Origin of the sequence: Variovorax paradoxus, from assembly GCF_030815975.1 — a bacterium.
GTDB classification, from domain to species: Bacteria; Pseudomonadota; Gammaproteobacteria; order Burkholderiales; family Burkholderiaceae_C; genus Variovorax; species Variovorax paradoxus_N.
Genome location: NZ_JAUSXL010000002.1, coordinates 4,568,568 through 4,581,549, shown reverse-complemented (window position 1 = coordinate 4,581,549; position 12,982 = coordinate 4,568,568). Strand labels below are relative to the sequence as shown.

Sequence of the window (12,982 nt, the reverse complement as noted above, 5' to 3'; positions counted from 1 at the left end):
CATGCGGCCGCCGCTCAGGTGGCCGCCGTTTCGAGCAGTTCCAGCATCAGCGCGATGCGTGCCTTGACGGGCGTCAGCGCACCGGCGTCCCGCAGCCGATCGTCGGGCCTTGGCAGGATGCGCCCGCTCGCGCAGCGGGTGGCGCGCAACACCGCCACGCCGGCGTCCTGCGCGCGCACGGCGGCAGCCTCGAGCGCGTGGTGCACCGTGCCATTGCCGGTCGCAGCCAGGACCAGCCCGCGGATCGGCTCGGCAACGCCCGATCCCCGTTCCTGCAACAGCAGGTCGACGAGGGCGCCGCTTGCGCCCGCATGGCTGGTGACGATCTCGACCCGGGGCCAGCGCATCGCCGCGCCCGCCTTCGCTTCAGGAATCTTCGGGACCATGCCCACCGGCTGCGGCCAATCACGCAGGCGCCGCACCGCGCCCTCTTCAACATAGCCGACCGGCCCGGCATCGCCCGATGAGAACGCATCCGGGCGATAGGTGTGCACCTTCTGCACATCCAGCGCACCGTGGATGGCGCCCGCACAGACCACCGTCACGCCGTGTGCCGCCGGCGTGGCCGCGACGGCGATGGCGTCGCGCACGTTCTGCGGGCCGTCGGGCGAGAGCGAGCTGGCCGGGCGCATGGCGCAGGTCAGCACCACCGGCTTGCCCGGTGCAAGCACTGCCTGGAGAAAGAATGCCGTCTCCTCGATCGTGTCGGTGCCGTGCGTGATCACCACGCCCGCCACGTCGGCCTCGGCCAGCCAGAAGGCGCATCGCCGGGCGAGCTGCAGCCAGACGTCGAATGCCATGTCCTTGCTGTCGAGTTGCGCCACCTGCTCCGCGACGAGCGCCAGGCCTTCGGGCGCGTCGATGCCGCCGAGCAGATCCGCCACTCCCACTTCTCCTGCGGTGTAGCCGATGTTGTCGGCGCCGCTGGCGGCCCGGCCCGCGATGGTGCCGCCGGTGCCCAGGACCACGACGCGCCGCAGGCTGGGCGAAAGGGAATTAACCATGGGTTGCCAACTTTTAAAAACTGGTTAAAAATACAGGTACTGGATATTCAGCCAGTGCCGCAAGGAACCACATATGCAGTTCGCCGTGAAGCTTACCGCCCGCCAGCAGCAGATCCTGGACTTGATCCAGAGTGCCATCGCCCGTACCGGCGCTCCGCCCACGCGGGCCGAAATCGCCAACGAACTGGGCTTCAAGTCGGCCAATGCCGCCGAGGAGCACCTGCAGGCCCTGGCCCGCAAGGGCGTGATCGAGCTTGTCAGCGGCACCTCGCGCGGCATCCGGCTCAAGGGCGACGCGCTGCGTTCACTCAACGAGTCGCGCCACCGGGAAGGCGGCCAGTTCTCTCTCTCGCTGCCCGGCATGTCGCAGCTCGCGCTGCCCCTCATCGGCCGCGTGGCGGCGGGTTCGCCCATCCTCGCGCAGGAACACGTCGACCAGACCTATTACGTCGAGAACACACTGTTCCAGCACCAGCCCGACTACCTGCTCAAGGTGCGTGGCATGTCCATGCGCGACGCCGGCATCATGGACGGCGATCTGCTCGCGGTCCAGGCCACCAAGGAGGCGCGCAACGGCCAGATCGTGGTGGCCCGCCTCGGCGACGAAGTCACGGTCAAGCGCCTGAAGCGCAACAAGCAGGTCATCGAGCTGCATGCCGAAAACCCCGACTACCCGACCATCGTGGTCCAGCCCGGCGAGCCCTTCGAGATCGAAGGCCTGGCGGTGGGCCTCATCCGCAACACCATGCTGATGTAGGCCGCGCGGCCTGCTGAAAGCAGCATCCCATTCGGCCGCAACAGGTGGCGGGCGTATGGCGCTTTGTCGCCATCACCCTGTTGCGTCCATTCAAAGAAATCCTGCCTGTGTTCAACCTCAGACTTTTTTGGAGTTCACATGGGAATCGCCCTCCTCGCCATCGTTGATTTGTGGATGCCGCTGCAATCGCTTGCAAGCCGGCTGCTGCCGGCGCGCCGCCCGCGTCGCCGAGATGCCGGCAGCGCATCCGCGGGGCTGCGCTACGTTGCGGTCCGGCCGGCCTGCACGGCCCGGGTCCACGGCGCGGCCACGCCCGAGGCGGCACCGGTGCGGCCGCTGCGCGTCATTCGTGTCGTCGACGGCCCCCAGGGCGGAAAACGCAGCACCAACCGGATGGTGATTTCGGGCCGCATGGCCGATGTCTGCGCCGAGCTCGACCGCTTGGCGGCACTCGAGGCGATGGAAACACTCAGCGCCGCGCCCCGCTCCACGCAGCTGCACTGAGTCCGTGCAACCCCCGGTGACCGTTGGCCGGGGTGGGTATCCAAACGTTCACACGCGCGTCATGCCAATGCTGCGAGGCACAATGGCACGCCATGAACATTGTGATCCTCGACGATTACCAGGACGCCGTGCGCAAGCTGCACTGCGCCGCCAAGCTGGACGCGTACGCGGCCAAGGTCTACACCAACACGGTCAAGGGCATCGGCCAACTCTCGGTTCGGTTGAAGGATGCCGACGTGATCGTGCTGATCCGCGAGCGCACCCATGTTTCGCGCCAGCTGATCGAAAAGCTTCCCAAGCTCAAGCTCATTTCGCAGACGGGACGCGTGGGCGGCCACATCGACGTCACGGCCTGCACCGAGCGTGGCGTGGCGGTGGCCGAGGGCACCGGCTCGCCCCAGGCGCCTGCCGAGCTGACCTGGGCGCTGATCATGGCGGCCATGCGCCGCCTGCCGCAGTACATCAGCAATCTCAAGCACGGGGCGTGGCAGCAGTCGGGGCTCAAGTCGGCGTCCATGCCGGCCAATTTCGGGTTGGGTTCAGTGCTCAAGGGCAAGACACTCTGCATCTGGGGCTACGGCCGCATCGGGCAACTGGTGGCGCGCTACGGGCAGGCCTTTGGCATGCAGGTCGTGATCTGGGGGCGCGAGGCAAGCTGTGCCAAGGCCCGGTCCGACGGCTTCCAGGTGGCGCAGAACCGCCACGAGTTCTTCGCCGCGGCCGATGTGCTGTCGGTGCACTTGCGGCTCAACGAGGAAACCGCTGGCCTGGTCAAGCTCGAGGATCTTTCGCGCATGAAGCCGACGGCGCTCTTCGTCAACACTTCCCGTGCCGAACTGATCGAGTCCGATGCCCTGCTCGCCGCGCTCAACCGTGGCCGGCCCGGGCTGGCGGCCGTCGACGTGTTCGAGAGCGAACCGCCGCTGCAGGGCCATGCGCTGCTGCGGCTGGAAAACTGCATCTGCACGCCGCACATCGGCTATGTAGAGCAGGACAGCTACGAAAGCTATTTCGGCCAGGCTTTCGACAATGTCGTGAGCTTCATCAAGGGCAATCCCACCAACATCGTGAACCCCGGCGCGCTGCAGGTTCGCCGGTGATTCCATGAGCCGCCGGGGCGCGCTGTGGGCCCTGCTGGCCGGCAATTTCGTGATCGGCACGGGCGTGATGGTGGTGCCCGGCACGCTCAATGAAATCAGCGCATCGCTTTCTGTCTCCGTTGCGACAGCGGGCCAGCTGATCACGGCCGCCGCGGCTGTGATGTGCCTGGGCGCGCCGCTGCTGGCAGCCGCGGTCGCGGGCTGGGACCGACGCCAGCTGCTCGCCCTCACCCTCCTCTGGTACGCCGCCGGGCATGCCATTGCCGCGCTGATGCCGAGTTTCGGCGCCCTGCTGCCGGTACGCATGCTCACGGTGATCGCGCCTGCCATCTTCACGCCCCAGGCCGCGGCCTGCGCCGGCCTGCTGGTTCCGCCGGAGCATCGCGGGCGTGCCGTGACCTTCGTCTTTCTCGGCTGGTCGCTGGCCTCGGTGCTCGGGCTGCCCATCGGTGCGCTCGTGGGCGGGCATCTGGGCTGGCGCATGGCTTTCGGGGCGATCGCGCTGCTCGGCATCGCCAGCGCGGCATCGATCTGGCTGACCCTGCCGCAAGGGATCCGTCCCGCGGCGCTGACGGCGGCCGCCTGGGCGCGCGTGCTGCGCAGCCCGGTGCTGATGGGCATCGTCTCGGTCACCGCGCTCCAGGGAGCCGGCCAATTCGTGCTGTTCAGCTATTTCGGCCCGATCCTGAAGCGTGACTTCGGCGCAGATCCCACCATGCTGAGCCTGATGTGGGCCCTGTTCGGAATCTTCGGCCTCGCGGGCAACATGCTCGTGAGCCGGTTCATCGACCGGGTAGGCGCGGGCCGCATGGTGCTGCTGACGAGTTCGCTGATCGCGCTGAGCCTCTTTCTCTGGCCATGGGCCCGCACGCTGCCGTGGCTGGCGGTGGTGCTCGTGCCCTGGGGCCTGGGCTGCTTTGCGACCAACTCGGCGCAGCAGGCGCGGCTGGTCGGCCTCGCTCCTGCGCTGGCGCCGGGCTCGGTGGCGCTGAACAGTTCGGGCATCTATGTCGGCCAGGCGGTGGGTGCCGGGCTGGGTGGATGGCTGCTCGCCAGCGACGCCGTGCCGTGGATGAACTGGGCCGGTTTTGCCCTGCTGCTCGCGGCCATCGGCCTGAGCGTGGCCATCGATCGCAGCCGCCGGCCGGCCTGACGGCGCGGCGGCCCCGCGTAAAACCCGGCATGGCCCTGCGGCCGATGGCTGCAAAATCGAAGGCTGCGCAAACTCCGGGCCCGGCGCCTGCAAGCGGCCCCGGACACCCACCAACCAGCGAAGATCTTTTTTCAAATGACAGTCAACTACACCCGGATCGGCGTTGTCGGCGCCGGCGCCATGGGCCGAGGCATCGCACAGATCGCGGCCCAGGCAGGCAGCGAAGTGCTGCTGCTCGACAGTTTTGCAGGTGCCGCCGAGCGCGGGCGCGAAGCTCTGATGGCCCAATGGAACAAGCTGCACGAGAAGGGCAAGATCGACGCCGCGGCACGCGATGCGCAAATCGCCCGCGTGAAGGCGGTCGACTCGGTCGGGGCGCTGGCCCAGTGCGACCTGGTGATCGAAGCGGTGGTCGAGGACCTCGAGGTCAAGCGCAAGCTGTTCCGCGAACTCGAAACGGTTGTCGCGCCCACGGCCACGCTCGCCACCAACACCTCGTCGCTGTCGGTCACGGCCATTGCGGCCGGGCTCGCGCATCCGGAGCGCGTGGCGGGCTTTCACTTCTTCAACCCGGTGCCGCTGATGAAGGTGGTCGAAGTAGTGGCCGGCTTCAGGACTTCGGCCGAGGTCTGCAAGCAGCTGGCAGGCTATGCGGTGCAGATGGGCCACAGCGCCGTGCAGGCGCAGGACACGCCGGGCTTCATCGTCAACCATGCGGGCCGCGGCTATGGCACGGAAGCACTGCGCATCGTCGGCGAAGGCGTGGCCGATTTCGCCACCATCGACCGCATCCTGAAGGATCAGGCCGGGTTTCGGCTGGGCCCTTTCGAGCTGATGGACCTGACCGCGCTCGACGTATCGCATCCGGTGATGGAGTCGATCTACCACCAGTACTACGAGGAGCCGCGCTTCCGGCCCAGCGTGATCACCGCCCAGCGGCTTGCCGCCGGTGTGCTGGGCCGCAAGACCAATGAAGGCTTCTACCGCTACAACGACGGCGTGATGCAGCACACGCCCGAGCCGGCGGCGCCAGTGGCAATGGCGATGCCTTCGGTCTGGGTCTCGCCCCGCGCCGCGCGCCGGGCCGACCTGCTGCGGCTGGTGAATGCGCTGGGCGCCCAGATCGACAGCGGCGCCACGGCGGCGCCCACGTCGCTGATCCTGGTGGCGCCGCTGGGCTTCGACGTGACCACGGTGGCCGCGGTCGAGCGGCTGGACGCCACGCGCACCGTGGGCATCGACATGCTGATCGACGATGCCGCCACCAAGCGCCGCGTGCTCGCCACCAACCCCGCCACGCGGCGCGACATCCGCGATGCGGCGCACGCGCTCTTCGCGCGCGATGGAAAGGCCGTGAGCGTGATCCGCGACAGCGGCGGCTTCGTGACGCAGCGCGTGATCGGCACCATCGTGAACATTGCCGCCGACATGTGCCAGCAGCGCGTCTGCTCGCCGGCCGACCTCGAAACCGCGGTCCAGCTGGGCCTGGGCTATCCGCGCGGCCCGCTGGCCATGGGCAACCTGTATGGCCCGACCAACATGCTCGAAGTGCTGTTCAACCTGCAGACCGTCTATGGCGATCCGCGCTACCGCCCCAGCCCCTGGCTGCGCCGCCGCGGCGCGATCGGCCTGAGCCTGCTGCACGAAGAAGAATAAGCAGACAAACACCAACGAAAGCATCACAGCGATGACCGCCGAACTGAAGAGCACCAGCGAGGGACGCACCATGGTGCTGACGATCGCCAACCCGACCCAGCGCAATGCACTGGGCCCCGAAATCTACGCCGCGGGCATCGAAGCGCTCAACGGCGCCGAGAGCAGCGACGAGATCCGTAGTGTCGTCATCGTGGGCGAAGGCGCATGGTTCTGCGCCGGCGGCTCGCTGCAGCGGCTGTCCGACAACCGGCAGCGCGACCCTTCGGTGCAGGCCGAAAGCATCGAGGGCCTGCACAACTGGATCGACTCGATCCGCGCCTTTCCCAAGCCCATCATCGCGGCGGTCGAAGGCGCGGCCGCAGGCGCCGGCTTCTCGCTGGCCCTGGCCTGCGATTTCGTGGTGGCCGCGCGCGACGCGATCTTTGCAGCGTCGTACAGCAACGTGGCGCTCTCGCCTGATGGCGGCCTGAGCTGGCAACTGGGGCGGGCATTGCCGCGCCAGCTGGCCAGCGAGTGGCTGATGTGCGGCGAGCGCATCGGCGCGCCGCGGCTGCATGCGCTCGGGCTGGTCAATGAACTGAGCGAGCACGGCCAGGCGCTTGCAAGCGCCCTGGCGCTGGCGACCCGGCTCAATGAGCGCGCGCCCAATTCGCTGGCCAGCATCAAGGAGCTGCTCAGCGAAGCGCCCGGCGCCACGTTCGCATCGCAGCTCTCGCAGGAGCGCGACCACTTCGTGCGCAACCTGCACCACCCGAATGCCGGCATCGGCATTGCCGCGTTCATCGAGAAGAAACCACCGCACTACGAGTAGCGGCACGCCGTCGCTCCTGCGACACCCTCCAGTTTTTCAGTCGCCGACAGGACAGACCAATGGACGACCCCATTCTTACCATCGAAGAACGTGAAGCGATCAACAGTGGTCGCTGGTTTTCTTCTCTTTCTCCATCGCTACGGCACGACATTCTCCGATGTGCTTTCGTCAAACGCTTCAAGGACGGCGACCTGATCGCCGCCCGCGGCGACCCTCCCGACCACTGGATCGCCTGCGCCAAGGGCGCGGTGCGCGTCAGTTCGACGGCCGTCTCGGGCAAGCAGGTGACGCTGACCTACGTGGAGCCGGGCATCTGGTTTGGCGACGTGGCCATGTTCGACGGGGACCGCCGCACGCACGATGCCTATGCGCATGGGGACACCACGATGCTTTGCGTGGCGCGGGCCGACTTCCAGAAGATCCTGGCCGCGCACGTGGAGCTGTACGAGGCGCTGATGCGGCTGCAGGCGCGCCGCATCCGCACGCTGTTCGGGCTGGTGGAAGATCTCAACACCCTGCCCTTGCGCGCACGCTTGGCCAAGCAGCTCATCCACCTGGTGCGCAGCTACGGCGTGCCCAACCTGGAAGACGGCAGCCAGATGCGCATCGGCCTGCAGCTCGCGCAGGAAGAACTCGCCCAGCTGCTCGGCGCGTCGCGCCAGCGCGTCAACCAGGAACTCAAGACCATGGAACGCGAGGGCACCATCCGGATCGAGCCGGGCGGCCTGGTCGTACTGGATCGCGCAGCGTTGATGCGCGTCTCGGAAGCAGATCATTGACATGAGCCAGGACTTCTCCAACTTCATCGGCACCCGCGCGGTCTCGCAGCAGCATGCCTTCGACGTCGAAGCGCTCGCCGCCTGGCTCGCGCAGAACCTCGACGGTTTCAAGGGCCCGCTGACGGTCGAGATGTTCAAGGGCGGGCAATCCAACCCGACCTACAAGCTCGTCACGCCGACGCAGAGCTACGTGATGCGTGCCAAGCCCGGTCCGGTTGCCAAGCTGCTGCCGTCGGCCCATGCCGTGGAGCGCGAATTCAAGGTCATGAGCGGCCTGGCCGGCACCGACGTGCCCGTGCCGCGCATGCACTGCCTGTGCGAGGACGAAGCCGTGATCGGCCGCGCTTTCTATGTGATGGAGTTCATGCAGGGCCGCGTGCTGTGGGACCAGGCCCTGCCCGGCATGAGCAATGACCAGCGCACGGCCATCTACGACGAGATGAACCGCGTCATCGCGGCGCTGCATACCGTGAAGTTCGCCGAGCGCGGCCTCGCGGACTACGGCAAGCCCGGCAATTACTTCGAGCGCCAGATCGGCCGCTGGAGCAAGCAGTACGTGGCCTCCATCACGCAGCCCATCCCCGAGATGGACAGGCTCATGGAATGGCTGCCGGCGCACATGCCGCAAAGCGCGCGCGACGAGAAGATGGTGTCCGTCGTGCACGGCGACTTCCGGCTCGACAACCTCATGTTCCATGCCACCGAGCCGCGCGCGATTGCCGTGCTCGACTGGGAACTGTCCACGCTCGGCCATCCGCTGGCCGACTTCAGCTACCACTGCATGTCGTGGCACATCTCCGGCGCGTCCTTCCGCGGCATCGGCGGGCTGGACCACAGGAGCCTGGGCATTCCGACCGAGAGCGAATACATCCGCAGGTACTGCGAACGCACCGGGCTCACCACGCCCGAGGCGCTGGCGCCCGACTGGAACTTCTACCAGGCTTACAACCTGTTCCGCATGGCCGCGATCCTGCAGGGCATTGCCAAGCGGGTCGAGGCAGGCACCGCATCGAGCGAGCAAGCCGTGGCCTCGGGCCGCGGCGCGCGCCCCATGGCCGAAATGGCCTGGCAGTTTGCCCAAAAGGCATAACCGCCCCCACACCCCCACCAGGAGACAGAAGATGGACTTCGAATACTCGGCAAAAACCAAGGAGCTCCAGAAGCGCGTGAGCGCATTCATGGACGCGCACATCTATCCGGCCGAAGCCGAGTATTCCGCCGAGCTGGCCGCCAACACGGCCGCAGGCAAGCGCTGGACCGCGCTCAAGACCGTCGAGAAGCTCAAGGAAAAAGCCAAAGCCCAGGGCCTGTGGAACCTGTTCCTGCCGGTCGACAGCGCGGCCGCATCGGGCTACGAAGGCGCCGGCCTCACCAACCAGGAATATGCGCCGCTGGCCGAGATCATGGGCCGCGTGCCGTGGGCTTCGGAAGCCTTCAACTGCTCGGCGCCGGACACCGGCAACATGGAGACCATTGCCCGCTACGGCTCCGAAGCCATCAAGGCACGCTGGCTCAAGCCGCTGCTCGAAGGCCAGATCCGTTCGGCCTTCGCCATGACCGAACCCGACGTGGCTTCCAGCGACGCCACCAACATCTCGACCCGCATCGAGCGCCAGGGCGACGAGTACGTGATCAACGGCCGCAAATGGTGGATCTCGGGCGCCGCCGATCCGCGCTGCGCCGTCTTCATCACCATGGGCAAGAGCGACCCCGATGCGCCCAGGCATTCGCAGCAGAGCATGATCATCGTGCCGGCCGACGCCAAGGGCATTCGCATCGTGCGCCCCCTCAATGTGATGGGCTACGACGACGCGCCGCACGGCCACGTCGAGATGTACTTCGAAAACGTGCGCGTGCCGGTCGACAACATGCTGCTCGGCGAAGGCCGCGGCTTCGAAATCGCCCAGGGTCGCCTTGGCCCCGGACGCATCCACCATTGCATGCGCCTGATCGGCCTGGCCGAGCGCGCACTCGAACTGATGTGCAGGCGCGCCTCCTCGCGCGTGGCCTTCGGCAAGACGGTCGCTTCGCAGACCGTCACGCAGGAACGCATTGCCGAAGCGCGCTGCAAGATCGACATGGCGCGCCTGCTCACGCTCAAGGCCGCATGGCTGATGGACGTGGCCGGCAACAAGGTCGCCAAGAACGAGATCGCGATGATCAAGGTGGTGGCGCCGAGCATGGCCTGCCAGGTGATCGACTGGGCCATGCAGGCGCATGGCGGTGGTGGCATGTGCGACGATTTCCCGCTGGCCTATGCCTACGCCGGTGCCCGCACGCTGCGCTTTGCGGACGGTCCGGACGAAGTGCACCGCAACGCGATCGCCAAGTGGGAGCTGGGCAAGTATTCGCCGAACAAGGGCGATGCCGACATGCCCGTCACGCGCTTCTGATCTGTCTTGCCCCCTCTCCCTTCGGGAGAGGGCTGGGGTGAGGGCCGACGGCGATCGATTCGCCCCGGCCCTTTTTACTTTCGGTCAGAGCTTCTTCTGCAGAAACACCGCGTGCCCGAACACCGGATCGAGCTGATAGCTGATAAACCCCTCGCGCTCGTAGCTGCGCAGTGCCGGCGCATTGCCCGACAACACCTCGAGCGTGAGCTTGCAGGCACCCCGTGCGCGGGCCTCCTGCTCCACCCGCGCAAACATGCGCTGCGCGATGCGCTGGCCGCGATGGCTGGGCAGCACGACCACATCGTGCACATTGACCAGCGGCCTGCAGGCGAAGGTCGAGAAACCTTCGATGCAATTGACCAGGCCCACAGGCGTTTGCCCGTCGTAGGCCAGCACGCTGAAGGCTTGCGGCCGCGCGGCTAGTGCCCCGGGCAGGCCGGCGCGCACGCCCGCTTCGAGCGGCGTGCCACCGCCAGCGGGATCGCGTGCGTAGGCGTCGAGCAGGTCGACCAGCGCGGCTGCGTGCGCGGAGTTGCGGTAGTCCGCCAGGACGACTTCGATCATCGTTACCGCGAGGGTTCCAGGGTTGCGGCAAGCCGCTTCGCGCAAGACTCGGCCTGCTTCGCATCGCGCGCCTCGACCATCACGCGCACCAGCGGTTCGGTGCCGCTCGCGCGAATCAGTACGCGGCCGCTGTCGCCGAGCTCGGCTTCGATGCGCTGCGTTTCGCCGGCCAGCGCATCGTTGTTCTTCCAGTCCTGCCCCGGCGTCAGTCGGACGTTGATCAGGACCTGCGGAAACAGCGTGATCTCCGCGAGCAGCTGCGCCACCGTCTTGCCGCTGCGCACGCAGGCCTGCAGCACCTGCAGCGCGCTTACGATGCCGTCCCCCGTGGTGTGGCGGTCGAGCACCAGCAGATGGCCCGAACCTTCGCCGCCCAGGAGCCAGCCGCGCTTTTCGAGTTCCTCGAGCACGTAGCGGTCGCCCACCTTGGCACGCACGAGCTCGATGCCCTGCCCGCGCAGCGCCACCTCGATGGCCTTGTTGGTCATGAGCGTGCCTACCACGCCCGCGGGCCTGTCGCCGCGCGCGATGCGTTCGGCCACCATCAGGTAGAGCAGCTCGTCGCCATTGAACAGCCGTCCGCTGGCATCGATGAGTTGCAGGCGGTCGGCGTCGCCGTCGAGCGCAATGCCGTAGTCGGCCTTCTGCGCAGTGACGGCTTCGACCAGCGCGGCCGGATGGGTCGCGCCGAAGCCCTTGTTGATGTTGAGGCCGTCGGGTGCGCAGCCGATGCTGCTGACCTCGGCGCCCAATTCGTGGAACACGTTCGGCGCCACCTGGTAGGCCGCGCCGTGGGCCGCATCGACCACGAGCTTCATGCCGCGCAGCGTCAGGTCGTTGGCGAATGTGCTCTTGCAGAACTCGATGTAGCGGCCCGGCGCATCGTTGAGGCGGCGTGCCTTGCCGAGTTCGGCGGAGGTTGCCCACACAGGCGCCTCCTCGAGCGCAGCTTCCACCGCAAGCTCCCATTCATCGTCCAGCTTGGTTCCCTGCGCGCTGAAGAACTTGATGCCGTTGTCCGGATAGGCGTTGTGGCTGGCGCTGATCACCACGCCCAGGCTCGCGCGCTGGGCGCGCGTGAGGTACGCCACGCCGGGTGTCGGCAGCGGCCCCAGCAGCACCACATCGACCCCGGCGGAATTGAAACCCGACTCGAGTGCGGACTCGAGCATGTAGCCCGAGATGCGGGTGTCCTTGCCGATCAGCACCGTGGGGCGCGCCTCGCTCTTCTTGAGCACGCGGCCCACGGCATGTGCGAGGCGCAGCACGAAATCGGGTGTGATGGGCGACTGGCCGACCGTGCCGCGGATGCCGTCGGTGCCAAAGTATTTGCGGGTCATGGATTCGTTCTTGTTGTCGACTTGTTATTTATGAATGTGTCTCTTCGGCCTTCATGGCGCGCCACACGGCGATGGCCGCCACGGTGTCGCGCACATCGTGCACCCGCACGACGGCCGCGCCGCGGTCCACGGCCAGCACCGCGGCCGTCACGCTGGGCACCAGGCGCTCGGCGGCCGCTGGAATGCCGCTGACCGTGCCGATCGACGACTTGCGCGACCAGCCCAGCAGCAGCGGATAGCCGGCCCCGAGCAGTTCGCGCTGGCGCGCCAGCAGCGCAAAATTCTGCGCCACGGTCTTGCCGAACCCGATGCCCGGGTCCAGCGTGATTCGCGATGGATCGATCTTCAGCGCGCGAAGCTGCGCCACCTGCTCGACCCAGAACGACAGCACCTCGGGCACCACATCGCCCTGCATGGGCGCCGTCTGCATAGTCTGCGGATCCCGATGCATGTGCATCAGGCAGACGCCACAGGAAGGGTGCGCCGCCACCGCCTCGCGCGCCCCAGGCTGCCGCAGCGCCCAGACGTCGTTGACGATGTCGGCACCCAGCTCGAGCACCGCGCGCATGACTTCCGGCTTGTAGGTATCGACGGACAGCGGCACGTTGAGCTTCACAGCTTCCCGGACCACCGGCAGCACGCGCGCCAGTTCGGCATCGAGCGGCACGGCCGGGCTGCCGGGGCGGGTCGATTCGCCGCCGATGTCGAGGATGTCGGCCCCCTCCTTCAGCAACTGCTCGCAATGCCGCAGCGCGGCCTCGGTCGAGGCATGCGCCCCGCCGTCGGAGAAGGAATCGGGGGTGACGTTGACGATGCCCATCACGCGCGGCTGCGCGAGATCGATTGCAAAACGGCCGGCCTGCCAGACCGTTGCGGGAGCCATCGTCATGCGGCACCTTCATCGAAAACGGGGCCCATGGC

Annotated in this window: 13 protein-coding genes; 9 read left to right on the top strand and 4 right to left on the bottom strand. The window is 67.4% G+C overall.

Annotated features, from left to right (window positions below):
• Positions 1 to 14 precede the first annotated feature (14 nt).
• Positions 15 to 1,004, bottom strand: coding sequence for an asparaginase (locus QFZ47_RS25200; protein WP_307658235.1), 990 nt, complete (start codon positions 1,002 to 1,004; stop codon positions 15 to 17).
• A 73-nt stretch (positions 1,005 to 1,077) separates the two neighbouring features.
• Between QFZ47_RS25200 and lexA the strand changes: the two genes are divergently transcribed.
• From lexA to QFZ47_RS25155, 9 genes are all read left to right on the top strand, one after another.
• Positions 1,078 to 1,761, top strand: a complete 684-nt coding sequence (gene lexA / locus QFZ47_RS25195; RefSeq protein WP_307658234.1) for a transcriptional repressor LexA — start codon at positions 1,078 to 1,080, stop codon at positions 1,759 to 1,761.
• Positions 1,762 to 1,899: 138 nt separating this feature from the next.
• Positions 1,900 to 2,265, top strand: coding sequence for a hypothetical protein (locus QFZ47_RS25190; protein WP_307658233.1), 366 nt, complete (start codon positions 1,900 to 1,902; stop codon positions 2,263 to 2,265).
• Between the two features lie 92 nt (positions 2,266 to 2,357).
• A complete protein-coding gene (locus QFZ47_RS25185) occupies positions 2,358 to 3,365 on the top strand; it encodes a D-2-hydroxyacid dehydrogenase family protein (RefSeq protein ID WP_307658232.1) in 1,008 nt (335 codons plus the stop codon).
• Positions 3,366 to 3,369: 4 nt separating this feature from the next.
• A complete protein-coding gene (locus QFZ47_RS25180; protein WP_307658231.1) occupies positions 3,370 to 4,518 on the top strand; it encodes an MFS transporter in 1,149 nt (382 codons plus the stop codon).
• Positions 4,519 to 4,653: 135 nt separating this feature from the next.
• On the top strand, positions 4,654 to 6,174 hold the full coding sequence (locus QFZ47_RS25175) for a 3-hydroxyacyl-CoA dehydrogenase (protein WP_307658230.1): 1,521 nt from the start codon (positions 4,654 to 4,656) through the stop codon (positions 6,172 to 6,174).
• A gap of 31 nt (positions 6,175 to 6,205) precedes the next feature.
• A complete protein-coding gene (locus QFZ47_RS25170; RefSeq protein WP_307658229.1) occupies positions 6,206 to 6,985 on the top strand; it encodes an oxepin-CoA hydrolase, alternative type in 780 nt (259 codons plus the stop codon).
• A 59-nt stretch (positions 6,986 to 7,044) separates the two neighbouring features.
• The gene (locus tag QFZ47_RS25165; RefSeq protein WP_307658228.1) at positions 7,045 to 7,764 is read left to right on the top strand and encodes a Crp/Fnr family transcriptional regulator; all 720 of its coding nucleotides are present in this window, start codon (positions 7,045 to 7,047) and stop codon (positions 7,762 to 7,764) included.
• A 1-nt stretch (position 7,765) separates the two neighbouring features.
• A complete protein-coding gene (locus QFZ47_RS25160; RefSeq protein WP_307658227.1) occupies positions 7,766 to 8,854 on the top strand; it encodes a phosphotransferase in 1,089 nt (362 codons plus the stop codon).
• A 31-nt stretch (positions 8,855 to 8,885) separates the two neighbouring features.
• Positions 8,886 to 10,157, top strand: a complete 1,272-nt coding sequence (locus tag QFZ47_RS25155) for an acyl-CoA dehydrogenase family protein (protein ID WP_307658226.1) — start codon at positions 8,886 to 8,888, stop codon at positions 10,155 to 10,157.
• An 84-nt stretch (positions 10,158 to 10,241) separates the two neighbouring features.
• Here QFZ47_RS25155 and QFZ47_RS25150 read toward each other — a convergent pair whose 3' ends face one another.
• The 3 genes from QFZ47_RS25150 to folP are packed head-to-tail and all read right to left on the bottom strand — an operon-like array spanning position 10,242 to position 12,950.
• A complete protein-coding gene (locus QFZ47_RS25150; protein WP_307658225.1) occupies positions 10,242 to 10,721 on the bottom strand; it encodes a GNAT family N-acetyltransferase in 480 nt (159 codons plus the stop codon).
• 2 nt (positions 10,722 to 10,723) lie between these two features.
• Positions 10,724 to 12,061 (bottom strand): phosphoglucosamine mutase, encoded by a 1,338-nt coding sequence (gene glmM, locus QFZ47_RS25145; protein ID WP_307658224.1) that lies wholly within the window; start codon positions 12,059 to 12,061, stop codon positions 10,724 to 10,726.
• Positions 12,062 to 12,089: 28 nt separating this feature from the next.
• On the bottom strand, positions 12,090 to 12,950 hold the full coding sequence (gene folP / locus QFZ47_RS25140) for a dihydropteroate synthase (protein ID WP_307658223.1): 861 nt from the start codon (positions 12,948 to 12,950) through the stop codon (positions 12,090 to 12,092).
• Positions 12,951 to 12,982 lie beyond the last annotated feature (32 nt).

Coding starts and splice junctions, on each gene's coding strand:
- QFZ47_RS25200 (WP_307658235.1), bottom strand. CDS start 1,004: ATGGTTAATTCCCTTTCGCCCAGCCTGCGGCGCGTCGTGGTCCTGGGC.
- QFZ47_RS25155 (WP_307658226.1), top strand. CDS start 8,886: ATGGACTTCGAATACTCGGCAAAAACCAAGGAGCTCCAGAAGCGCGTG.
- QFZ47_RS25185 (WP_307658232.1), top strand. CDS start 2,358: ATGAACATTGTGATCCTCGACGATTACCAGGACGCCGTGCGCAAGCTG.
- QFZ47_RS25180 (WP_307658231.1), top strand. CDS start 3,370: ATGAGCCGCCGGGGCGCGCTGTGGGCCCTGCTGGCCGGCAATTTCGTG.
- lexA (WP_307658234.1), top strand. CDS start 1,078: ATGCAGTTCGCCGTGAAGCTTACCGCCCGCCAGCAGCAGATCCTGGAC.
- QFZ47_RS25165 (WP_307658228.1), top strand. CDS start 7,045: ATGGACGACCCCATTCTTACCATCGAAGAACGTGAAGCGATCAACAGT.
- QFZ47_RS25190 (WP_307658233.1), top strand. CDS start 1,900: ATGGGAATCGCCCTCCTCGCCATCGTTGATTTGTGGATGCCGCTGCAA.
- QFZ47_RS25150 (WP_307658225.1), bottom strand. CDS start 10,721: ATGATCGAAGTCGTCCTGGCGGACTACCGCAACTCCGCGCACGCAGCC.
- QFZ47_RS25175 (WP_307658230.1), top strand. CDS start 4,654: ATGACAGTCAACTACACCCGGATCGGCGTTGTCGGCGCCGGCGCCATG.
- QFZ47_RS25170 (WP_307658229.1), top strand. CDS start 6,206: ATGACCGCCGAACTGAAGAGCACCAGCGAGGGACGCACCATGGTGCTG.
- folP (WP_307658223.1), bottom strand. CDS start 12,950: ATGACGATGGCTCCCGCAACGGTCTGGCAGGCCGGCCGTTTTGCAATC.
- QFZ47_RS25160 (WP_307658227.1), top strand. CDS start 7,766: ATGAGCCAGGACTTCTCCAACTTCATCGGCACCCGCGCGGTCTCGCAG.
- glmM (WP_307658224.1), bottom strand. CDS start 12,061: ATGACCCGCAAATACTTTGGCACCGACGGCATCCGCGGCACGGTCGGC.